Source organism: Luteimonas kalidii, assembly GCF_029887935.1.
GTDB lineage: Bacteria > Pseudomonadota > Gammaproteobacteria > Xanthomonadales > Xanthomonadaceae > Luteimonas > Luteimonas kalidii.
In genome coordinates, this window is the sequence record NZ_JARXRO010000011.1 from 33,482 (window position 1) to 54,044 (window position 20,563).

Sequence of the window (20,563 nt, forward strand, 5' to 3'; positions counted from 1 at the left end):
NNNCTCACTTGAACTGTACGTTTGCCCCGGATGCGCTTCGCTTATCCGGGCTACGCGCTGTCCGGGCTATGTGCTGCGCAGTTCGTCGAGCGCGTGCGCCATCCGCGACAGCGTCTCGCGCAGCAGCGGGCGCGGCATCGCGAAGTTCAGGCGCACGAATCCTGCGCCGGCCGCGCCGCAGTCGGGCCCGTCGGTCAGTGCGACGCGCGCCTGCCGGCGGAAGAACGCGCCCGCCGTCGTGCCGGGCGGTAGCGCCAGGTCGCGGCAATCGATCCACGCCAGGTACGTGCCCTGCGGCGGCGCGAACACCGCGTGCGGCCGATGCTGCGCCATCCACTCAGCTACAAGCGCGCGGTTGCCGTCCAGATAACCGAGCACCCGGTCGAGCCACGGACCGCCATCGCGCCAGGCCGCGAGGGTGGCGATCATGCCCAGTCCCGACACGCCGTGTCCCGCGATCAGCGTAATCGCGCGCCAGTGCGGCAGGTCGGCCTCGCCGAACACCAGCTGCGCGCACTTGAGTCCGGCCAGGTTCCAGCCCTTGGAGGCCGACACCGCGACCACCGCGTGTCGCGTTGCCGCCTCGGACACGCTGGCGTAGGGCACGTGACGGGCACCATCGAACACGAGGGGCGCGTGGATCTCGTCGGAAAACACGCGCGCGCCGTGGCGTTCGACCACCGTCGACAGCGCCTGCAGCTCGTCAAGGTCGAACACGCGGCCCAGCGGGTTGTGCGGGTTGCACAGCAGCACCAGCCGCGCGCCGTCGCCCAGTGCGGCGTCGATGGCATCGAGGTCCATCTCCCAGCGGCCATCGCGCCACCGATGCGGTGCGTCGATGACCGGGTGACCGTGCAGCTCCAGCAGCGGGCGGAAGGGCATGTACGCGGGTGTCGGCAGCACCACCGGCGCGCCCGGCGGCAGGAAGTGCTCGAGCATGATCTCCAGGCCGCCGAGCACGTCGCCGACGGCGTGGATCCGCGAGGGCTCCACCGCCCAGCCGTAGCGCGCCTGCTGCCAGTCGGCGCAGGCACGGGCGAGCTCGCGCGTCAGCGCGGGCGTGGGGTATCCGCTGCGCCCGTGCGCGATCGCATCGTGCAGTGCGGACGCCACCGGCTCGGCGAGGCCGAAATCCATCTCGGCGACGAACGCGCCGATGCAGTCGGGAAACGCACTCCACTTCAGACCGCCCGCGTCGCGCAGGCTGGCTTCGTCGATGCGGTCGTAGTCGTCGGCGATCGTCATGGGCGGCGCAGGCGGTCAGCAGTCGTCGGCGCGGAAGGCGTCGCGCAGCCAGCGCAGCGTCGGCGCGGCGGGATCGCCGCTGGCGTCTACCACGTCGAACCGGCACGGCGCGTCGCGGTGGGCGCGATGGGTGGCGAGGAACTGGCGCGCCGCCAGCACCAGGCGACGGCGCTTGCGTGCGTCGATCGACGCGGCGCCGTCGCCGAAACGCGAACTGCTGCGGAACCGCACTTCGACGAACACGACCGTCTCGCCGTCGAGCATCACCAGGTCGAGCTCACCGACGCGCGCGTTGGCATTGGCGGCCAGCGGCCGCAGGCCCGCGCGGCGCAGGTGTTCGCATGCGGCCGCTTCGACCTCGGCGCCGCGAGCCCGCACTTCAGCCGCCGGTGCCGGGACCGGACAGCGGCACCACCAGGCCGTTGCTGAAGGTGGCCCACGCGGGGGTGCGCACCACGCGCCCGTCCGGACCCAGCGACAGCCGCCCGGTGGCGCCGGCGATGCCGGCGTCGGGCTGCTCGGCCAGGTGCTGCAGGTAGGCGCTGAGCAGCCAGGCGTCGTGGCCGAAGGCGAACAGGCGCGCCGCCGGCCCGCGCGCGGTGGGGAGTTCGGCGCCGAGCGAGGCCGGCGAGGGCAGCCCCGGCAGGCCGCCGGTGGTCCAGGTTTCGCTGACGAAGGCGATGCCGTCCAGCGCCCGGTCTTCGGATGCGTCGCCGGTGCCGGACAGCAGCTGCGAGGTGCCGATGCGCAGGCGGTCGCCCAGGCCGGCGATGAACAGCTGCGGCACCACGACGCGCGCCTCGCTGCCGCGCAGCGCGACCAACACCGCGTCCACGCCGCCTTCGCGCGTCGCCGCGCCGCGCAGCGCGGCCGACTGGTCGCCGGGCGTGTCGCCGACGATGGCCAGGGTGCCCACGATCGCGCCGCCGCCGGCCTCCAGCGCGCTGCGAAACGCCTGCACGCTGCGCTGCGCGTGGTCGTCGCCGTTGCTCAGCACCAGCACGCGGCGCGCGTTGCGGGCGAGCGCGTACGCCGCACCCGCGGTGCCTTCGTCCTCGGGCGCGAGCGAGAAGTCGCCCGCGTTCTCCGGCGGCGCCACGTTGCCGCGGTTGAGCGCCAGCACGGGTACCGACTGCGGCCCGTTGAACAGCGCCGACACGCCGTCGCGCCCCAGCGGCCCGACGATCTGGTCGGCGCCCTCGGCGATCGCGCGGTCGCGCGCGGCAATCGTGCCGCCCGGGGTGCCGGCGGTGTCGTAGAACGCGAGCTCGGGTTTCTCGCGGCGCTCGCCGTAGTAGCCGGCGAGCAGGCCGTCGCGCACGGGGCCGGCGGCGGTGGCGAGCTGGCCGGTCATCGGCAGCAGCACCGCCAGCTTGCGCGGCGGTCGGTAGCCGTCGCGATCGGCGGGCGCGCGTGCGGGATCGAAGCGCCAGTGGGTGTTGACCACCGGCTGCGGCGCCGCATCGGGCTGCTGCACCGGACCGCTGACCTGCACCGAGGCACAGCCGGCCAGCGTGGCCAGCATGGCCGCACACAGGATCCCTTTCGACATTTGCCGCATCGCCGGCTCCGCGGTGGAGAATGGACGGATTCTACCGTTCCAGCCGTGGAGAGACGATGCCAGCCGCCGTACCCCCGATGCGCACCGCAGGCGTGCTGCACGTGGTCGCCACGCCGATCGGCAACCTGGGCGATCTCTCGCCGCGTGCGCAGCAGGTGCTGCGCGAGGTCGCGGCGGTCTGTGCCGAGGACACGCGCCATACCCGGCAGCTGTTCGCGCAGGTCGGGATCGCGACCCCGTTGCTCGCGTTGCACGAGCACAACGAGGACGCCATGGCGCAGCGGCTGGTGGCGCGCCTGCAGGCCGGCGATTCGCTGGCGCTGGTCAGCGACGCCGGCACGCCGCTGGTGAGCGATCCGGGCTTCCGGCTGGTGCGCGCGGCGCGCGAGGCGGGGATCCGGGTCAGCCCGGTGCCCGGGCCCAGTGCGCTGATCGCGGCGCTGAGCGTGGCCGGGGTGCCGAGCGACCGCTTCGCGTTCGAAGGCTTCCTGCCGGCGAAGGCCGCGGCCCGCCGCGAACGACTGGCGGCGCTCGCCGGCGAGCCGCGCACCCTGGTGTTCTTCGAGGCCTCGCACCGGATCGACGACATGCTCGGCGACGCCGCGCAGGCCTTCGGCGACGAACGCCGCGCGGTGGTGGCGCGCGAACTGACCAAGCTGTTCGAAACTGTGCTCGACGGGCCGCTGGCGGCGTTGCGCGACCGGGTGGAGGCCGACCCGGACCAGCGCCGCGGCGAGTTCGTGGTGCTGGTGGAAGGCGCGGGCGACGACGAAGGCGCGCGGCTGGCCGAGGGGCGGCGCGTCTATGCGCTGCTGGCCGCGCAGCTGCCGCCATCGACCGCGGCGAAGCTGGCGGCCGAGATCACCGGAGCGCCGCGCAAGACCCTGTACGGCGGGCAGGGCGGCTGAGACTTCGCCCGGATCCGGTCCCCGGCGCGGGGCGTGAGACAATGCCCGTGGCGGAGTCGGCTGGACAGTCGCGTCATCCCTCGCGGATGCCGAGGAAAGTCCGGGCTCCACAGGGCACGGTGCCAGGTAACCCCTGGGCGGCGCGAGCCGACGGAAAGTGCAACAGAAAGATACCGCCGAACGCTCCTGCCGTTGTGGGGCGCTTGCCGGACGAATGTCCGGCCAAGTGTTCCCACACCCGCCGCGAGGCGGGAGGCAGGAGGCGTGGCAAGGGTGAAATGGTGCGGTAAGAGCGCACCGCGAGCCTGGCAACAGGCCGGTACGGCAAACCCCACCGGGAGCAAGACCAAATAGGGAGACGATGCCGTGGCCCGCGGTGTCTCCGGGTAGGTCGCTCGAGCGTATCGGTGACGATGCGCCTAGAGGAATGACTGTCCACGACAGAACCCGGCTTACAGGCCGGCTCCGCCATCTTTTCCAACGCATGCCGCGCCGCCCCGCGGCGACGGGGCGCGGCGGCGGCCGTGCCGGATGCCCTGTGATCGACACCGCCAGCGGGGGCCGCGACGAGCGCTCCGCGCGTCGGATCGGACGAGGGGCACCGCAGCAAGCGTCCGCTTGCCGCGGCCGCATACCGGCCTCAGGCCGGAGGGGCTGCGCCCACGTGCGCGTCGGGCGCCTTGTCCGCCACCAGGCGCAGGTCGATCCCGTGCTCGAGCCAGGCCTTGCATGCCGCCACGACCAGGTTGAAGCCTTCGGTCGAATCGAGCGCCTGCGCCACCTTCTCGTCGTCGCTGCCGGTGAAGCCCGAGGCGGTGATGGCGACGAAGGTCGCGTCGTCGCCATGGGGCGTGAAGCGCCATTCGACCGGCGTGGGCCATTCGATCGCGATCCGCTCGCCCGGCTCCAGCGCGACCACGCGCACCTCGCCCGAGGCGCCGTAATCGTCCCAGTGCCAGGTCACCGTCGCGCCCGGTGCCAGCGGACCGCTGGCGCGGCTGAACCAGAAGCGCGTGGTGACCGCGGGATCGACGAAGGCGGCGAAGACCTCGGCCGGCGGCCGGCGGATGAGCATGGTGGCGCGGGCCACGGGGTCGTGCGTGAGCGCCATGGGCGGTCCTCCTGCAGGGCGGGCCGGCATCGGGGCCGGCGCGGGGGGCGGCACGGCCACGGCGCAGGCCTTCAGCCAGGCCAAGGCCTGCGCCAGGCCGGTAGCCTGGAGTGTGCAGCGATGCGTGCGTCCCTGCACCTGGCGCGCCAGCAGGCCGGCTCGCTCGAGCGCGCGCACGTGCTTGGACGCGGCGGCCAGCGAGATCTCGAACGGGGCCGCGAGCGCCCCCACGGTGTGCGGGCCGCTGGCCAGGGCCTGCAGCATCGCCCGGCGGGTCGGATCGGATAGGGCGTGGAACACCCCGTCGAGGGGCAGGACGTCCAGAGGCAGCGCGGGGTCGTCCATGCCATTGACTATCCACAGGACCGCGCCAACAATCAACCGACTGGTTGAATGATGTGCGGCGAGATCGAAAAAGTCACGGCCTCTGGGGCCCGGCGGTCGACTCCATGAATGGGTGTCTGGTGGCGTAATCTCAAAATTTGAGACGAATCAGCAGCTTGTGGATAAGGCTTGAACAAGTCTGTGAACTATCACGCAAGTCATTGAGCCGATTAATGAAATTTGCACAGCAAAGCTGTTGACATCCTTTCGACCGGGTCATAAGGTGGCGCTTCGTGGGGAAACCGGGATTTTCGTGGTTTTCCGCAACTGAAGCCCGCCGAAGACGGGCACCTCCGGGCAGGCTGTGGTGTTCCAGGGCGAGACCGCCATCACGATCGACGACAAGGGCCGGCTGGCGATCCCGACCAGCTACCGGGACCTTGTGGCCGATGCGGGCGCGAACCGTCTGGTGGTCACCTACAACCCGTTCGAGTCCGGCAGCCTCTACCTCTACCCGCAGCCGGTCTGGGAGCGGGTACGCGACCAGGTCAACGCGCTGCCGCGCACGCGCTCGGTCAACCGCCAGCTGCAGCTGAAGCTGGTCGGCGCTGCGACCTTCGTCGAGCCCGACGCGAACGGGCGCATCGGCATCCCCGCAAGCCACCGCAACGCCGTCGGCATCGAGAAGAAGGCCGTGCTGGTGGGCATGGGCGAGAAGTTCGAACTCTGGAGCGAGCAGGCGCATCTCGCGCAGATCAGGCAGACGCTGGGCGATGCCGATCTGGGCGACGACCTGGTCGAACTGCAGTTGTGACGGAAAGGGGCGCGGAAGTCCGGTCCGCGCACCTTCCGGTGATGTTCGAGCAGGTCATGGAAGGGCTGCGCGTGGTCGAGGACGGAACGTATCTGGATGGCACGTTCGGGCGCGGCGGTCATGCGCGCGGCGTGCTGCAACGGTTGGGCGCAGGAGGCCGGCTGCTGCTGATGGACAAGGATCCCGAAGCGATCGCGGTGGCGGAACGCGAGTTCCGTGGCGACGCTCGCGTCGCGATCCGCCGCGGCAGCTTCGGCGACCTCGGCGCCTGGGACGCGGTCGCCGACGGCCTCGACGGCGTGCTGCTCGACCTCGGCGTGTCCTCGCCGCAGCTCGATGTCGCCGCGCGCGGCTTCAGCTTCGGCAAGGACGGTCCGCTGGACATGCGCATGGACCCCGACAGCGGCGAGAGCGCGGCGCAGTGGCTGGCGCGCGCCGACGAGCGCGAGATCGCGGACGTGTTGTGGACCTACGGCGAGGAACGCATGAGCCGCCGCATCGCGCGCGCCATCGTCGCCCGTCGCGCCACCGCGCCGCTGACCCGCACCACCGAACTGGCCGAGCTGATCGCGTCGGTGGTGCCGCGCGGACGCCACGACATCCACCCGGCCACGCGCTCGTTCCAGGCCATCCGCATCCACGTCAACCGCGAGCTCGACGATCTCGAGCGCGGCCTGGCCGCCGCGCACGACGCGCTCCGGCCCGGCGGCCGGCTGGCGGTGATCAGCTTCCATTCGCTCGAGGACCGGATCGCCAAGCGCTTCATCGCCGCACACGCCAAGGCGCCGCCCGGCAACCGCCGGCTGCCGGAAGCGACCGGCTTCGTGCCGAGCCTGCGCGCGATCGGCGATGCCGGCAAGGCGAGCTCCGACGAACTGGCCGCCAATCCGCGCGCGCGCAGCGCGGTGCTGCGCGTGGCCGAGAAGCTGCCGGCAGCGGAGGCGCGCCCATGACCCGCGTCGCGGTGATCGTGCTGGTGATCGCGGGCGTGATCTCGGCGATCGCGGTGGTGCACGCGCGCCACCAGCACCGCGAGCTGTACGTGCAGCTCACGCGCCTGGAGCACGCGCGCGACGAGCTCAACATCGAGTTCGGCCGGCTGCAGCTCGAACAGGCGACCTGGTCGGAGAGCAACCGCATCGACCAGGTCGCGCGCACCCGCCTCGGGATGAAGTTCCCGGGTCCGGGCGAGATCGTGGTGGTGCGGCCATGAGGTTCGTGCGCACCGCCGGCGGATCGGCCAAGAAGCCGCGGCCCCGCGCGCAGTTCAACCTGCGCGGCCGGCTGATGCTGGTCGGCGGCGCGCTCGCGTTGTGCGCGGTAGCGCTGGTGGTGCGCGCGGTCGACCTGCAGCTGGTCGACAACGCCTTCTATCAGAAAAAGGCGGACGCACGCTTCCTGCGCGAAGTGCCGATCCCGACCTCGCGCGGCATGATCACTGACCGCAACGGCGAGCCGCTGGCGGTGTCTTCGCCGGTGGAGTCGCTGTGGGCGAATCCGCAGGAACTGGCCAACAACCCCGCCGCAGTCGCGCGCTTGGCCGAGGCGACCGATCTTCCCGTGGACTACCTGTCGCGCTACGTCTCACAGCGCAAGGGCAAGGAGTTCATGTACGTGCCGCGCCATCGCCGGATCAACCCGGCGGTCGCGCAGAAGATCCTCGCGCTGCGCATTCCCGGCGTGTTCTCGCAGCGCGAGTTCCGCCGCTTCTACCCGCAGGGCGAGGCGGTCGCGCACGTGCTCGGCTTCACCAACGTCGACGACCAGGGCCAGGAGGGCGTGGAGCTGGCGTTCGACGAGTGGCTCAGCGGCACGCCCGGCGCGCAGAAGGTGATCCGCGACCGCCACGGGCGCATCGTCGAGCACGTGGATCTGATCCGACCGTCCGAGCCCGGCAATGACCTGGTGCTGAGCATCGACCGCCGGATCCAGTTCCTGGCCTATCGCGAACTCAAGCGCACCCTGCTCGAGACCGGCGCGGCCAGCGGCTCGGTAGTGATCCTGGACGTGGCCACCGGCGAAGTGCTGGCGATGGCCAACCTGCCTTCGTACAACAACAACAAAGTCAGCGGCGAGAACCGCGACGCCTACCGCAACCGCGCCGTCACCGACCTGCTCGAGCCCGGTTCGACGATGAAGCCGCTGACGGTCGCGGCCGCGCTCGAGGCCGGCGTGATCACGCCGGCCACGCAGTTCAACACCAGCCCGGGCTGGATCGCCAACGGCCGCTACCGCACCAGCGACTTCAAGAACTACGGCGTGCTCGACACCACAGGCATCATCACCAAGAGCTCGAACGTCGGCGTGTCGAAGATCGTCAAGCTGCTGCCCGACCGCGAGTTCGACGCGTTCCTGCGCCGCTTCGGCTACGGCGCCAGCACCGGCAGCGGGTTCCCGGGCGAAGCCGCCGGCATTTTCCCGACGCCCGACAGCTGGTTTGGCACCACCAAGCAGACGCTGTCGTACGGCTACGGCATCTCGGTCACGCCGCTGCAGATCGCGCGCGCCTACGCCACCCTCGGCAACGGCGGCCGCGCGGTGACGCCGACCTTCGTCAAGGGTGGCCACAGCGGCGAGTCGCAGCAGGTGCTCGACCCGCGCGTCGCCGCCGAGGTCATGCGGATGATGCAGACCGTCACCGAGCCCGGCGGCACCGCCACGCGCGCGGCGATCCTGGGCTACCACGTCGCCGGCAAGACGGGCACGGCGCGCAAGTCGGCGGGTGGCGGCTATTCGCGCCGCTACATCGCCTACTTCGCCGGTCTGGTGCCGGTGGAGCGTCCGCGCTTCGCGGTCACGGTGGTGGTCAACGATCCCGACCCGTCCGCGGGCGGGTCGACCTACGGCGGCGGCTACGTGTCCGCGCCGCTGTTCGCGCGGGTGATGGAAGGCGCACTGCGGCTGATGGACGTGCCGCCCGACGACATCGAGACCTGGCTGGCCGCGCAGGCCGCCGAGGAAGCGAAGCGGGCGAAGGCGCAGGCCTCCGCCGCGCCGCGCGCCACGGTGTCCGGCGCCGCCGCGAGGGCGGTGCAGTGAGTCGGTCGATGCCGCTCTCGCAGCTGCTGCCCGACGTGGCCGGCGTCCCGGACGGCCTGGCCGTGTCCGGCCTGGTGCTGGACAGCCGCGACGTGCGCGCGGGCGACGCGTTCGTGGCGATCGGCGGCTTCGGTACCCACGGCCTCCACTTCACCGCCCAGGCTGCAGCCGCCGGTGCCAGCGCGATCCTGTTCGAACCGCCGGTGCCGGCCGACGTGGCCGCGCCGCCCGCCGATGCGATCGCCGTGCCCGGCCTGCGCGCGCGGATGGGCGCGATGGCGGACACGTTCCACGGCCGGCCCTCGGCACGCATGACCACCATCGGCGTCACCGGCACCAGCGGCAAGACCTCCACCGTGCAGCTGCTGGCGCAGGCGCTGGAGCTGTGCGGCATGCGCAGCGGCACCATCGGCACGCTGGGCGCCGGGCTGTACGGGCAGGCGCGCGCCACCGGCTTCACCACGCCGCTGGTACTGCAGACGCACGCATTGCTGGCCGAGCTGCAGGACGCCGGCGCCCAGGCGGTGGCGATGGAAGTGAGCTCGCACGCGCTCGACCAGGGCCGCGTGGACCAGGTGCATTTCGCGGTCGGCGTGTTCACCAATCTCAGCCGCGACCATCTCGACTACCACGGCGACATGGAGACCTACGGCGCTGCGAAGGCGAAGCTGTTCGCCACGCCTGGCCTGCGCGCGGCGGTGGTCAACCTGGACGACGCCTACGGCCGCCGGCTGTTCGCCACGCTGCCGCGCGCGCTGCACGCGATCGGCACCAGCGCGCGCGGCGCCGACGATGCGCAGGTGCGTGCCACCGGCGTGACCCTCGATGCGGATGGCATCGTGTTCGACCTGCACCTGGGCGGCGCCACGCGCCGCGTGGCCTCGCCGCTGCTGGGGCGCTTCAACGTCGACAACCTGCTGGTCGTGGCGGGCGTGCTGCACGCGCTCGGCCACACGCCCGACGCCATCGCCGGCGTCCTCGGGCGACTGGCGCCGATCCCCGGACGCATGAACCGGCTCGGTGGCGGCGACCGGCCGCTGGTCGTGATCGACTACTCGCACAAGCCCGACCCGCTGGAACAGGCGCTGCAGTCGCTGCGCGGCCACCTGCGGGGGCGCCTGGTCTGCGTGTTCGGCTGCGGCGGCGAGCGCGACGCCGGCAAGCGGCCGCTGATGGCCGCGATCGCCGAGCGCCTGGCCGACGAGGTGGTGGTGACCGACGACAATCCGCGCGGCGAGGACGGGGACGCGATCGTGGCCGGGATCATGGCCGGGTTCGAACAGCCGGCGCAGGTGCGGGTGGAGCGTGACCGGCGCGCCGCGATCGCCGGCGCCATCGGTCGCGCCCGGGCCGGCGACATCGTGCTGGTCGCGGGCAAGGGCCACGAGGCCTACCAGGACGTGGCGGGCGTGAAGCATCCGTTCGACGACAGCGTGGTCGCGCGCGAGGCGCTGCAGGGCCGTGACGCCGGCGCAGCAGGGGTGGACGCATGAACCCGTTGCCGCTGTCGCGCATCGCCCAGTGGACCAACGGCCGTCTGCATGCGGCCGGTCAGGTCGACGACATGCTGATCGACGCGGTCGAGACCGACACCCGCACGCTCGACGCGCGCGATGGCCGCGCGGCGCTGTTCATCGCGCTCAAGGGCCCCAACTTCGACGGCCACGATCACGTCGCCGCGGCCGCCCGCCAGGGCGCGCGCGCCGCGCTGGTCTCGCGCGAGGTGGACGCGCCGCTGCCGCTGGTGGTGGTGGCCGATACCGAACGCGCGCTGGCGTCGCTGGCCGCGGCCCTGCAGCACGCGCGCCGCGGCAGGGTGGTCGGCATCACCGGCAGCAACGGCAAGACCAGCGTCAAGCAGCTCACGCTCGCGATCGCGGCGCGCGCGATGAAGGCCTACGCCAACCCCGGCAACCGCAACAACGAGATCGGCCTGCCGCTCGCGGTGATCGACGCGCCGGACGACGCGGACGTGGCGATCTACGAGATGGGTGCCGGCAAGCACAACGACATCGCCTACCTGACGTCCATCGCGCGCCCGGACGTGTCGCTTGTCAACAACATCGCCCCCGCGCACCTGGAGCGCATGCAGAGCCTGCTCGGGATCGCCGACACCAAGGCCGCGATCTACGACGCGCTGCCGCACGACGGGGTGGCGGTGATCAACGCCGACGACGCGTTTGCGCCGTACTTCGCCGAGCGCGCGCACGGGCGCCGTCTGCTGCGCTTCGGCCTCGAGGCCAGCGCGGACGTGACCGCCCGCGACATCCGGCTGGACGAGGAGGGCTCGCACTTCACCCTGGTCACGCCGGCCGGCAGCGCCACGGTCGCGCTGCCGCTGCCCGGACGCCACAACATCTCCAACGCGCTGGCCGCAGCTGCCATCGCGCTCGCGCTCGACGTGCCGCTGGCGACCATTGCCGAGGCGCTGTCGACGGCAGAGCCGGTCAAGGGCCGCCTGGTGCGCCATCGCCTGGCCAACGGTGCGGTGCTGATCGACGACAGCTACAACGCCAACCCGGGTTCGCTCAGCGCCGCGATCGACACCCTCGCCGCCACCGGCGGCGAGCGCTGGCTGGTGATGGGCGACATGCGCGAACTGGGCGACGACGCGGTCGCGCTGCATGCCGAGGCGGGTCGTCGGGCGAGCCGCGCCGGCCTCACGCGCCTGTACGCGGTGGGGCCGCTGAGCGCCGCCGCGGTCGAGGCCTACGGCGAGGGCGCTCGCCACTTCGACAGTCACGGCGCGCTGGTGGACGCGCTGCGCGTCGACCTGCATGCGGGCGTACGCCTGCTGGTGAAGGGCTCGCGAGGCAGCGCGATGGACCGCGTGGTCGCCGCACTGCTGCCGGAACAGGGGACATCGGATGCTGCTTGAACTCACCCGCTGGCTGCAGCAGGTCGAGGGCCTGTTCGGGCTGTTCGGCTACCTGACCTTCCGCGGCATCCTCGCCGCGCTCACCGCGCTGTTGCTGTCGCTGTGGTGGGGTCCGGCGGTGATCCGCAAGCTCGCCCAGTACAAGGGCGGACAGCCGATCCGCCAGGACGGGCCGCAGTCGCACTTCTCCAAGGCCGGCACGCCGACGATGGGCGGCGCGCTGATCCTGTTCACCATCACCGCCTCGGTGCTGCTGTGGGGCGACCTGCGCAACAAGTACGTCTGGGTGGTGCTGCTGGTGATGCTCGCCTTCGGCGCGATCGGCTGGTACGACGACTGGATCAAGATCGTGCGGCGCGACCCGAACGGGCTGAAGTCGCGCTGGAAGTACCTGCTGCAGTCGATCTTCGGCCTCGCCGCCGGGCTGTACCTGTATCTCTATGCCGACGTCCCCGCGGCGACCAACTTCTACGTGCCGCTGTTCAAGTCGATCGCGCTGCCGCTGGGCGGGATCGCGTTCGTCGCCATCGCGTACTTCTGGATCGTCGGCTTCTCCAACGCGGTCAACCTCACCGATGGCCTCGACGGGCTCGCGATCATGCCGACCGTGCTGGTCGCCGGCGGCATTGCCGTGTTCGCCTACGCCTCCGGCCACGCCGAGTTCTCGCGCTACCTGCAGATCCCGCCGGTGCCGGGCGCGGGCGAGCTGATCATCATCTGCGCCGCGATCGCCGGCGCCGGGCTGGGCTTCCTGTGGTTCAACACCTACCCGGCGATGGTGTTCATGGGCGACATCGGCGCGCTGGCGCTGGGCGCGGTGCTCGGCACCATGGCCGTGATCGTGCGCCAGGAGCTGGTGCTGGTGATCATGGGCGGCATCTTCGTGATCGAGACGCTGTCGGTGATGATCCAGGTCGCCAGCTTCAAGCTCACCGGCAAGCGCGTGTTCCGGATGGCGCCCATCCACCACCACTTCGAGCTCAAGGGCTGGCCCGAGCCCCGCGTGATCGTGCGCTTCTGGATCATCTCGGTGATCCTGGTGCTGGTCGGGCTCGCCACGTTGAAGGTGCGCTGATGGCCGTGACCGCCGACTCCCGCGCGTTCGAAGGTGGCCGCCAGGCCACCCGGCTGGACGCGATCGACGGCCGCTACGACGGCTGGCTGGTCGCCATCGCGCTCGCGATCGCGGCGTTCGGCGTGGTGATGGTGGCGTCGAGTTCGATCGCCGTGGCCGAGAACCTCGGCCAGGGCCCGTTCTACTTCCTGGTGCGGCACGTGGTGTTCCTGGCCGTGGGCATCGGCCTGTGCGCGGTGGTGATGCGCACGGACCTGAAGCTGGTGGAGCGCTACCCGCAGGCGCTGCTCGGCGCGTGCGTGCTGATGCTGCTGATGGTGTTCGTGCCCGGGCTGGGCCACACCGTCAACGGCGCGCGGCGCTGGGTGAACCTCGGCGTTTCGAACTTCCAGATGGTCGAGGCGGTCAAGATCCTCTACCTGGTGTGGCTGGCGAGCTACCTGGTGCGCTTCCGCGACGACGTCAACGCCACCTGGGGCGCGATGCTCAAGCCGATCGGCGTGGCGACGCTGCTGGTGATCCTGCTGCTGGCGCAGCCGGACTTCGGTTCGGCCACGATGCTGCTCGCGGTCACCGCCGGCATGCTCGTGCTCGGCGGCGGCCACCTGAAGCGGATGATGCTGCCGGTGCTGCTGCTGCTCCCGGCGCTGGTCGCGGTGGCGGTGATCGAGCCCTACCGCCTGCGCCGCATCACCTCGTTCTGGAATCCCTGGGAAGACCAGCTCGGCGCCGGCTACCAGCTCAGCAACGCGCTGATGGCGATCGGACGCGGCGAGCTCACCGGCGTCGGCCTGGGGGCGTCGATCCAGAAGCTGTCCTACCTGCCCGAGGCGCATACCGACTTCATCTTCTCGGTGATCGGCGAGGAACTGGGCTTCATCGGCCTGGTGTGCGTGGTCGCGCTGTTCGCCGCGCTGGTGGGCCGTGCGCTGTGGATCGGCTACCGCTGCGTGGAGATGCGGCGGCACTTCGCCGGCTACGTCGCCTTCGGTGTGGCGCTGATGATCGGACTGCAGAGCCTGGTGTCGATGGGCGTCAATCTCGGCCTGCTGCCGACCAAGGGCCTGACCCTGCCGCTGATCTCGTCCGGCGGTTCGAGCGTGATGATGACCTGCGTGGCGATCGGCCTGCTGCTGCGGGTCTCGTTCGAGCTCGATCGCGCGCAGCGCCAGGTCGCGCGCCTGCGTGGCGAAGGCGCCAGGCCGGGTCCCGGCGAATCCGCGCCGCCCCCGACCACGCAACCGCTGCCGGCCGCGGTCGCCGGTGCGCTCGGGACCAGCCGACTGCGCCCGCGGATCGAGCCGACCCTGGGCAGCCTCGGGAGGAACGCATGATCCGGCGCCTGCTCGCCGCGCGCGAGATGACCAAGGAGGGCATCGCCCGCTCGTTCTCGCGCGTGCACTTCGTCGGCATCGGCGGCGCCGGCATGAGCGGCATCGCCGAGGTGCTGTGCACGCTCGGCTACAAGGTGTCCGGATCCGACACCGCCGACAGCGCCACCACGCGCCGCCTGGCCGGGCTCGGCGCCACCGTGCACCGCGGGCATTCGGCGGCGAACGTGCTGGGCACCGACTGCGTCGTAGTCTCCAGTGCGATCCGTCACGACAACCCCGAGCTGATGGAAGCGCGCTCGCAGCGCATCCCGATCGTGCCGCGTGCCGAGATGCTGGCCGAGCTGATGCGCTTCCGCCGCGGCATCGCGGTGGCCGGCACCCACGGCAAGACCACCACCACCTCGCTGACCGCGAGCGTGCTGGGCGAGGGCGGCCTCGATCCGACCTTCGTCATCGGCGGCCAGCTGCTCGCCGCCGGGGCGAATGCACGGCTTGGCAGCGGCGACTGGCTGGTGGCCGAGGCCGACGAGAGCGACGGCAGCTTCCTGCGCCTGAATCCGCTGATCGCGGTGGTCACCAACATCGATGCCGATCATCTGGAGAACTACGGCGGTGATTTCGCCCGGGTCCAGGCCGCGTTCTCCGAGTTCCTGCACCGGCTGCCGTTCTACGGCCTGGCGGTGCTGTGCATCGACGATCCCGAAGTGGCGAAGCTTGCGCAGGACATGCCGCGCCACGCGATGACCTACGGCCTGCGCGAGACCGCCGACGTGCGCGCCGAGGAAGTGACCCAGCACGGTGCCGCGATGCGCTTCACCCTGTGCCTCCCCGACGGCTCGCGCACGCCGGTGACGCTGGCGCTGCCCGGCCGCCACAACGTGCTCAACGCGCTCGCCGCCGCCGCCATCGGCTGGCAGCTGGGCGTGGAGCCGGGTGCCATCGCCTCGGCGCTGGAATCGTTCGAAGGCATCGGCCGGCGCTTCAACCTGCTCGCCTCGCTGCGCACCGCGCAGGGGGCACAGGTGCAACTGGTGGACGACTACGGCCATCACCCGAAGGAACTTGCGGCAGTGTTCGATGCCGCGCGTGGCGGCTGGCCGGACCGGCGCCTCGTGGTGGCATTCCAGCCGCACCGCTACTCGCGCACCCGCGACCAGTTCGATGATTTCGCGGCCGTGCTGTCGGACGTGGACGCGCTGGTGCTGACCGAGGTGTATCCGGCCGGCGAGGCGCCGATTGCCGGCGCCGATGCCAAGGCGCTGGCGCGCGCGATCCGTGCGCGCGGGCGCATCGATCCGGTGGTGGTCGGCAGCGCGCAGGAACTGCGCGACGTGCTGCCGGACGTCCTGCAGGACGGCGACCTGCTGCTGATGATGGGCGCGGGCGACATCGGCCACGCCGCCCAGCAGCTGGCACGCGACGGCTTCCCGGAGGCGGCGCGATGAGCTTCGTCGTTCCCGCCCCGCGATTCACCGATCCTGCGGTGTTCGGACAGGTGGCCGTGCTGATGGGCGGCACCAGCGCCGAGCGCGAGGTGTCGCTGCAGTCGGGGCAGGGCGTGCTCGATGCGCTGCGCTCGCGCGGCGTGGACGCGCAGCCGGTCGACGGCATTCCCGCGCTGGTCGACGCCATCCGCGCCGGCGGCGTCGACCGCGTGTTCAACATCCTGCACGGCAACCGCGGCGGCGGCGAGGACGGCGTGGTGCAGGGCCTGCTCGAGGCGCTCGGCGTGCCGTACACCGGTCCCGGCGTGCTCGGCAGCGCGCTGACGATGGACAAGGTGCGCACCAAGCAGGTATGGATCGCCGAAGGCCTGCCGACGCCGCGCTTCCTGCGGCTGCCGCCCGACCGCGACGTGCGCGCGGCGATCGCGGACATCGGCCTGCCGGTGTTCGTGAAGCCTTCCTGCGAAGGATCGAGCGTCGGCGTCGCCCGGGTGGCCGACGCGAACGGCATCGAGGACGCGGTGCGCGTCGCGCGCGAGTACGGCGGCGAGATGCTGGTCGAGCCGCTGGTGGTCGGCGACGAGTTGACCGTCGGGATCCTCGGCGACCTGGCGCTGCCCTCGATCCGCATCGTGCCGAAGGGCGAGTGGTACGACTACCACGCCAAGTACGTGTCCGACGACACCCGCTACCTGTGCCCCGGCCTGGAGGGCGACGAGGAGGCGCGCATCGGCGAGATCGCGTTGGCGGCGTTCCGCGCGGCGGGCTGCAGCGGCTGGGGCCGCGTCGATCTGATGCGCGATCGCGCCAGCGGCGAACTGCTGCTGCTCGAAGTGAACACCGCGCCCGGCATGACCAGCCACTCGCTGGTGCCGAAGGCCGCCGCGCAGGTCGGCATCGACTACGCCGACCTGTGCTGGCGCGTGCTTGAACAGACGGTCCCCGCCGATGCCGCGTCGACGGGAGGCGCCGCATGATCCGCCGCACCCTCCAGGTCGTCGCCTGGGCGCTGGCGATCGCGCTGGTCGCGCTGCCGGTGGTGGCGCTGGTCAACGGCTGGATCGGCGCCGAGCGCTGGCCGTTGCGCACGCTGCGCGTGACCGACGGCCTGGAGCGCGTCGATCCCGAGCGCCTGCGCGAAGTGCTGCTGCCGCACGCCTCGTCCGGCTTCTTCGCCGTGAGGCTCGACCACGCCCAGGCCGCCGTCGCGCGCCTGCCCTGGGTCGAACATGCCGAAGTGCGCAAGCTGTGGCCGGACGTGCTGGAAGTGCGCATCGTCGAGCACCGTCCGTTCGCCCGCTGGGGCAGCGAACGTCTGCTGTCCGAGCAGGGCCGCCTGTTCCCCGTCGCCGGCATCGACGTGCCTGCCGGCCTGCCGGAGCTGCAGGGTCCCGATGCCCGCGTGCCGGACGTGGTGGCGCTCTACAACGAAGCGCGCGAACTGTTCGTCCCCGGCGGGTTCGCCGTCGCGAAGCTCGCGCTGGACCGCCGCGACAGCTGGTCTCTCACGCTCGACAACGGCGTCGAGGTGACGGTCGGCAGCCAGGAAGCGCGGCTGCGCCTGCAGCGCTTCGCCCGCGTGCTCCCTCAGCTGCTGACGCGCGCGCCGCAGCCGCTGCGCCGCGCGGACCTGCGCTACACCAACGGCTTCGCGCTGGAGTGGGCGACACCGGATGCCGATGGCGATGCCGCCGACGCGGCCGTCGTCCCCGGCACAACGACCGCGCGGCTCGCATCGGCCACGCGCCGCGAGGCCATCGGCCCGCGCCCGCACGCGAACCGCGCCCCCCGATCCCCCGTTTCCGGCTCCAACACATGAACCGCAAAGGCGACAAGGCCCTCATCGTCGGCCTCGACATCGGCACCTCGAAAGTGGTGGCGCTGGTCGGCGAATATTCGCCCGGCAACCCGATCGAGGTGATCGGCATCGGCTCGCACGAATCGCGCGGGCTCAAGCGCGGCGTGGTGGTCGACATCGAATCCACCGTGCAGTCGATCCAGCGCGCGGTGGAGGAGGCCGAGCTGATGGCCGGCTGTGAGATCCGCAGCGTCTACGCATCGATCTCCGGCAACCACGTGCAGTGCCGCAACTCCAACGGCATCGTGCCGATCCGCGACGGCGAGGTGACCTGGGCCGACCTGGACCGCGTGCTGGACGCGGCCAAGGCGGTGGCGATCCCGGCCGACCAGAAGATCCTGCACGCGATCCCGCGCGAGTACGTGCTCGACGACTCGCAGGAAGGCATCCGCAACCCGGTCGGCATGACCGGCGTGCGCCTGGAAGTGCAGGCGCACCTCGTCGTGTGCGCGCAGTCGGCCGCGGCCAACATCAGCAAGTGCGTGCAGCGCTGCGGTCTGTCGATCGACGACCTGGTGCTCTCGTCGCTGGCCTCGAGCACCGCGGTGCTGACCGGCGACGAGCGCGAACTGGGCGTGGTGCTGGTGGACATGGGCGCGGGCACCACGGACCTGGCGGTGTTCGTGCACGGCGCGATCTGCCACACCGCCTCGCTGCCGATCGCCGGCGACAAGGTCACCGAGGACATCGCGCACATGCTGCGCACGCCCACGCCCGAGGCCGAGCAGATCAAGGTGCGCTACGCCTGCGCGCTGGCGCAGCTGGCTACCTCCGAGGAATCGATCCAGGTGCCGAGCGTCGGCGACCGTCCGCCGCGGCGCCTGCCGCGCCAGTCGCTGGCGCAGGCGGTGCAGGCGCGCTACGAGGAGATCTTCGAGATGGTGCAGGCCGAACTGCGCCGCTCGGGCTTCGAGCAGCACGTGCGCGCCGGCATGGTCCTCACCGGCGGCGCCGCGAAGATGGAAGGCGTGGTCGAACTGGCCGAGGAAATGCTGCAGATGCCGGTGCGCGTGGGCATCCCGCAGCACGTCACCGGCCTGGGCGAGGTGGTGAACAACCCGGTCCACGCCACCGGTGTGGGCCTGCTGCTGATGGGCAGCCAGATCGAACATCCGCGGCGTCCGTCCCTGCCGGCCGGCAAGGCGGGCAGCCTGCTCAAGAAGGTGGGCAACTGGTTCCGGGGCGAATTCTGATGCGCACCCGGACCGGCCACGCGCGCGGCGACAGGACGAGACGACGACGAAGGCGACGTGTGATTTTCCCAGCGGTTTGCGGCACCCCGGCACGACACGACAATCAATAACTAGAGAGGACAAGGACATGGCACATTTCGAACTCGTGGAAAAGATGGCTCCCAACGCCGTGATCAAGGTGATCGGCGTCGGCGGTGGCGGCGGCAACGCGGTCGCGCACATGGTCGGCAGCAGCGTCGACGGCGTGGAGTTCATCACCGCCAACACCGACTCGCAGGCGATCAAGAACTGCGGCGCCAAGCTGCAGCTGCAGCTCGGCACCAACGTCACCAAGGGCCTGGGCGCCGGCGCCAACCCGGAAGTCGGGCGCCAGGCCGCGCTCGAGGATCGCGAGATCATCATGGACGCGCTGCAGGGCGCCGACATGGTGTTCATCACCGCCGGCATGGGCGGCGGGACCGGCACCGGCGCGGCGCCTGTGGTCGCGCAGCTGGCCAAGGAGATGGGCATCCTGACCGTGGCCGTGGTGACCAAGCCGTTCCCGTTCGAAGGCCGCCGCCGCATGCAGGTCGCGCTCAAGGGCATCGAGGACCTGTCGGCGCACTGCGACTCGCTGATCACGATCCCGAACGAGAAGCTGATCACCGTGCTCGGCCGCAACGCGACCATGATCCAGGCCTTCCGCGCCGCCAACGACGTGCTGCTCGGCGCGGTGCAGGGCATCGCCGACCTGATCGTGCGCCCGGGCCTGATCAACGTCGACTTCGCAGACGTGCGCACCGTCATGTCCGAGATGGGCCTGGCGATGATGGGCACCGGCCACGCCCGCGGCGACGACCGCGCGCAGGCCGCGGCCGAAGCGGCGATCCAGAACCCGCTGCTCGACGACGTCAACCTGGCCGGCGCCAACGGCATCCTGGTCAACATCACCGCCGGCCCGGACTTCACCATGAGCGAGTTCGACGAAGTCGGCCGCACCGTGGAGAACTTCGCCAGCGAGGACGCGACCATCGTCATCGGCACCGTGCTCGATCCGGACATGGCCGACGACGTCCGCGTGACCGTGGTGGCCACCGGCCTCAACCGCGCGGCCGTGCGCCACAGCGGTCGTCATTCGGACCTCGGCCAGACCGACGCCGTGGCGCGCCGCCCGCACGTGCAGCTGATCAACACCGGCAAGCGCGACGGCACCACCGGCATGTTCGTCGAGGACACCACCGAGGCCTTCAACCCGGGCAGCAGCATCGCCGCGGGTCTGCGCGGTCGCAGCAGTGCCGCGAGCGAACCGGCTGCGGCGCCGCAGGTGGCCGATTTCGGGGACAGCAACTACCTCGACATCCCCGCGTTCCTGCGTCGCCAGGCGGACTGATCTCAGCCCTGTCGGCCGGTCACCTGTCCTGTGCCTCCTGCCTGTCCTTCCCCCGCTCGCGGGGGAAGGCGCCGAAGGCGGAGGGGACACCGGAGCCGTATACGGAACCCTGCGTCTCTCCGCATTTCGTTCTCCGCTCGCGGGGAAGGTGGCGAAGGCGGATGGGGGCAATGAATGCGCGCAGGGAACCGTCCCGTCGCGCGTCACCGCGCCGCATGCGAATCGCCGAGCTCCGCCTGCATGCAGCCAGCAAGCCAACCCTTGTCCGATTCCACCGCCGCGGCCGGACCGGCGCGGCGGATTTTTTCGGGCGCGGCGTCGCACGGTCCTGCTTTCGTTCAGTTCAGGGCGCAGGATGATAATCTGCGTCGTTGCCCCCAATTCCGGGAGCCCCGCCCTCCACAGGCCG

18 protein-coding genes and 1 other RNA gene are annotated in these 20,563 nt (G+C 71.3%); 15 read left to right on the forward strand and 4 right to left on the reverse strand.

Annotated elements, in window-relative coordinates; translation table 11 throughout:
• Nucleotides 1–66 precede the first annotated feature (66 nt).
• Genes QFW81_RS03560 through QFW81_RS03570 form a run of 3 tightly spaced genes read right to left on the reverse strand, consistent with a single transcriptional unit; the run spans nucleotide 67 to nucleotide 2,797 of the window.
• Nucleotides 67–1,245 (reverse strand): MalY/PatB family protein, encoded by a 1,179-nt coding sequence (locus QFW81_RS03560; protein ID WP_280577192.1) that lies wholly within the window; start codon nucleotides 1,243–1,245, stop codon nucleotides 67–69.
• A gap of 15 nt (nucleotides 1,246–1,260) precedes the next feature.
• Nucleotides 1,261–1,623 (reverse strand): YraN family protein, encoded by a 363-nt coding sequence (locus QFW81_RS03565; RefSeq protein WP_280577193.1) that lies wholly within the window; start codon nucleotides 1,621–1,623, stop codon nucleotides 1,261–1,263.
• Between the two features lies 1 nt (nucleotide 1,624).
• Nucleotides 1,625–2,797, reverse strand: a complete 1,173-nt coding sequence (locus QFW81_RS03570; RefSeq protein WP_280577194.1) for a penicillin-binding protein activator — start codon at nucleotides 2,795–2,797, stop codon at nucleotides 1,625–1,627.
• A gap of 86 nt (nucleotides 2,798–2,883) precedes the next feature.
• Here QFW81_RS03570 and rsmI point away from each other — a divergent pair, with 86 nt between their 5' ends.
• Complete coding sequence (rsmI, locus tag QFW81_RS03575; protein WP_280577386.1) at nucleotides 2,884–3,714, forward strand: 16S rRNA (cytidine(1402)-2'-O)-methyltransferase; 831 nt, start codon at nucleotides 2,884–2,886, stop codon at nucleotides 3,712–3,714.
• A gap of 52 nt (nucleotides 3,715–3,766) precedes the next feature.
• An RNA gene (gene rnpB, locus QFW81_RS03580) (RNase P RNA component class A) lies at nucleotides 3,767–4,185 on the forward strand.
• Between the two features lie 169 nt (nucleotides 4,186–4,354).
• Here rnpB and QFW81_RS03585 read toward each other — a convergent pair.
• The gene (locus QFW81_RS03585; RefSeq protein WP_280577195.1) at nucleotides 4,355–5,170 is read right to left on the reverse strand and encodes a metalloregulator ArsR/SmtB family transcription factor; all 816 of its coding nucleotides are present in this window, start codon (nucleotides 5,168–5,170) and stop codon (nucleotides 4,355–4,357) included.
• A gap of 346 nt (nucleotides 5,171–5,516) precedes the next feature.
• On the opposite strand from QFW81_RS03585, the gene mraZ reads away from it, so the two are divergent.
• The 13 genes from mraZ (at nucleotide 5,517) to ftsZ (ending at nucleotide 20,154) form a co-directional block, all read left to right on the forward strand.
• A complete protein-coding gene (mraZ, locus tag QFW81_RS03590; RefSeq protein ID WP_280577196.1) occupies nucleotides 5,517–5,963 on the forward strand; it encodes a division/cell wall cluster transcriptional repressor MraZ in 447 nt (148 codons plus the stop codon).
• Nucleotides 5,964–6,004: 41 nt separating this feature from the next.
• A complete protein-coding gene (gene rsmH, locus QFW81_RS03595) occupies nucleotides 6,005–6,916 on the forward strand; it encodes a 16S rRNA (cytosine(1402)-N(4))-methyltransferase RsmH (RefSeq protein ID WP_425603963.1) in 912 nt (303 codons plus the stop codon).
• Nucleotides 6,913–7,176, forward strand: a complete 264-nt coding sequence (gene ftsL / locus QFW81_RS03600; RefSeq protein ID WP_280577198.1) for a cell division protein FtsL — start codon at nucleotides 6,913–6,915, stop codon at nucleotides 7,174–7,176. The genes rsmH and ftsL overlap by 4 nt, the downstream gene beginning before the upstream one ends.
• Nucleotides 7,173–9,002 (forward strand): peptidoglycan D,D-transpeptidase FtsI family protein, encoded by a 1,830-nt coding sequence (locus QFW81_RS03605; RefSeq protein ID WP_280577199.1) that lies wholly within the window; start codon nucleotides 7,173–7,175, stop codon nucleotides 9,000–9,002. The genes ftsL and QFW81_RS03605 overlap by 4 nt, the downstream gene beginning before the upstream one ends.
• Nucleotides 8,999–10,495: a UDP-N-acetylmuramoyl-L-alanyl-D-glutamate--2,6-diaminopimelate ligase gene (locus QFW81_RS03610; RefSeq protein ID WP_280577200.1), complete on the forward strand. Its 1,497-nt coding sequence runs from the start codon at nucleotides 8,999–9,001 to the stop codon at nucleotides 10,493–10,495. Before QFW81_RS03605 ends, QFW81_RS03610 begins: the two co-directional genes overlap by 4 nt.
• Nucleotides 10,492–11,880 (forward strand): UDP-N-acetylmuramoyl-tripeptide--D-alanyl-D-alanine ligase, encoded by a 1,389-nt coding sequence (locus QFW81_RS03615; RefSeq protein WP_280577201.1) that lies wholly within the window; start codon nucleotides 10,492–10,494, stop codon nucleotides 11,878–11,880. The genes QFW81_RS03610 and QFW81_RS03615 overlap by 4 nt, the downstream gene beginning before the upstream one ends.
• Nucleotides 11,870–12,955, forward strand: a complete 1,086-nt coding sequence (gene mraY, locus QFW81_RS03620) for a phospho-N-acetylmuramoyl-pentapeptide-transferase (RefSeq protein WP_280577202.1) — start codon at nucleotides 11,870–11,872, stop codon at nucleotides 12,953–12,955. Before QFW81_RS03615 ends, mraY begins: the two co-directional genes overlap by 11 nt.
• Entirely contained in the window at nucleotides 12,955–14,289 is a 1,335-nt protein-coding gene (gene ftsW / locus QFW81_RS03625; RefSeq protein WP_280577203.1) for a putative lipid II flippase FtsW, read from the forward strand. Before mraY ends, ftsW begins: the two co-directional genes overlap by 1 nt.
• Nucleotides 14,286–15,734 carry a UDP-N-acetylmuramate--L-alanine ligase gene (murC, locus tag QFW81_RS03630; RefSeq protein WP_280577204.1) on the forward strand — a complete coding sequence of 483 codons (1,449 nt, stop codon included), beginning with the start codon at nucleotides 14,286–14,288 and terminating at the stop codon, nucleotides 15,732–15,734. The genes ftsW and murC overlap by 4 nt, the downstream gene beginning before the upstream one ends.
• Nucleotides 15,731–16,711 carry a D-alanine--D-alanine ligase gene (locus QFW81_RS03635; protein ID WP_280577205.1) on the forward strand — a complete coding sequence of 327 codons (981 nt, stop codon included), beginning with the start codon at nucleotides 15,731–15,733 and terminating at the stop codon, nucleotides 16,709–16,711. The genes murC and QFW81_RS03635 overlap by 4 nt, the downstream gene beginning before the upstream one ends.
• Entirely contained in the window at nucleotides 16,708–17,553 is an 846-nt protein-coding gene (locus QFW81_RS03640; protein WP_425603964.1) for a cell division protein FtsQ/DivIB, read from the forward strand. The genes QFW81_RS03635 and QFW81_RS03640 overlap by 4 nt, the downstream gene beginning before the upstream one ends.
• Nucleotides 17,550–18,785, forward strand: coding sequence for a cell division protein FtsA (gene ftsA / locus QFW81_RS03645; protein WP_280577206.1), 1,236 nt, complete (start codon nucleotides 17,550–17,552; stop codon nucleotides 18,783–18,785). The genes QFW81_RS03640 and ftsA overlap by 4 nt, the downstream gene beginning before the upstream one ends.
• A 127-nt stretch (nucleotides 18,786–18,912) precedes the next feature.
• Nucleotides 18,913–20,154, forward strand: a complete 1,242-nt coding sequence (gene ftsZ, locus QFW81_RS03650) for a cell division protein FtsZ (RefSeq protein WP_280577207.1) — start codon at nucleotides 18,913–18,915, stop codon at nucleotides 20,152–20,154.
• Nucleotides 20,155–20,563 lie beyond the last annotated feature (409 nt).

Coding starts and splice junctions, on each gene's coding strand:
- mraY (WP_280577202.1), top strand. CDS start 11,870: ATGCTGCTTGAACTCACCCGCTGGCTGCAGCAGGTCGAGGGCCTGTTC.
- ftsZ (WP_280577207.1), top strand. CDS start 18,913: ATGGCACATTTCGAACTCGTGGAAAAGATGGCTCCCAACGCCGTGATC.
- QFW81_RS03640 (WP_425603964.1), top strand. CDS start 16,708: ATGATCCGCCGCACCCTCCAGGTCGTCGCCTGGGCGCTGGCGATCGCG.
- rsmH (WP_425603963.1), top strand. CDS start 6,005: ATGTTCGAGCAGGTCATGGAAGGGCTGCGCGTGGTCGAGGACGGAACG.
- ftsA (WP_280577206.1), top strand. CDS start 17,550: ATGAACCGCAAAGGCGACAAGGCCCTCATCGTCGGCCTCGACATCGGC.
- rsmI (WP_280577386.1), top strand. CDS start 2,884: ATGCGCACCGCAGGCGTGCTGCACGTGGTCGCCACGCCGATCGGCAAC.
- QFW81_RS03570 (WP_280577194.1), bottom strand. CDS start 2,797: ATGTCGAAAGGGATCCTGTGTGCGGCCATGCTGGCCACGCTGGCCGGC.
- QFW81_RS03605 (WP_280577199.1), top strand. CDS start 7,173: ATGAGGTTCGTGCGCACCGCCGGCGGATCGGCCAAGAAGCCGCGGCCC.
- ftsL (WP_280577198.1), top strand. CDS start 6,913: ATGACCCGCGTCGCGGTGATCGTGCTGGTGATCGCGGGCGTGATCTCG.
- QFW81_RS03560 (WP_280577192.1), bottom strand. CDS start 1,245: ATGACGATCGCCGACGACTACGACCGCATCGACGAAGCCAGCCTGCGC.
- ftsW (WP_280577203.1), top strand. CDS start 12,955: ATGGCCGTGACCGCCGACTCCCGCGCGTTCGAAGGTGGCCGCCAGGCC.
- QFW81_RS03585 (WP_280577195.1), bottom strand. CDS start 5,170: ATGGACGACCCCGCGCTGCCTCTGGACGTCCTGCCCCTCGACGGGGTG.
- QFW81_RS03615 (WP_280577201.1), top strand. CDS start 10,492: ATGAACCCGTTGCCGCTGTCGCGCATCGCCCAGTGGACCAACGGCCGT.
- QFW81_RS03635 (WP_280577205.1), top strand. CDS start 15,731: ATGAGCTTCGTCGTTCCCGCCCCGCGATTCACCGATCCTGCGGTGTTC.
- murC (WP_280577204.1), top strand. CDS start 14,286: ATGATCCGGCGCCTGCTCGCCGCGCGCGAGATGACCAAGGAGGGCATC.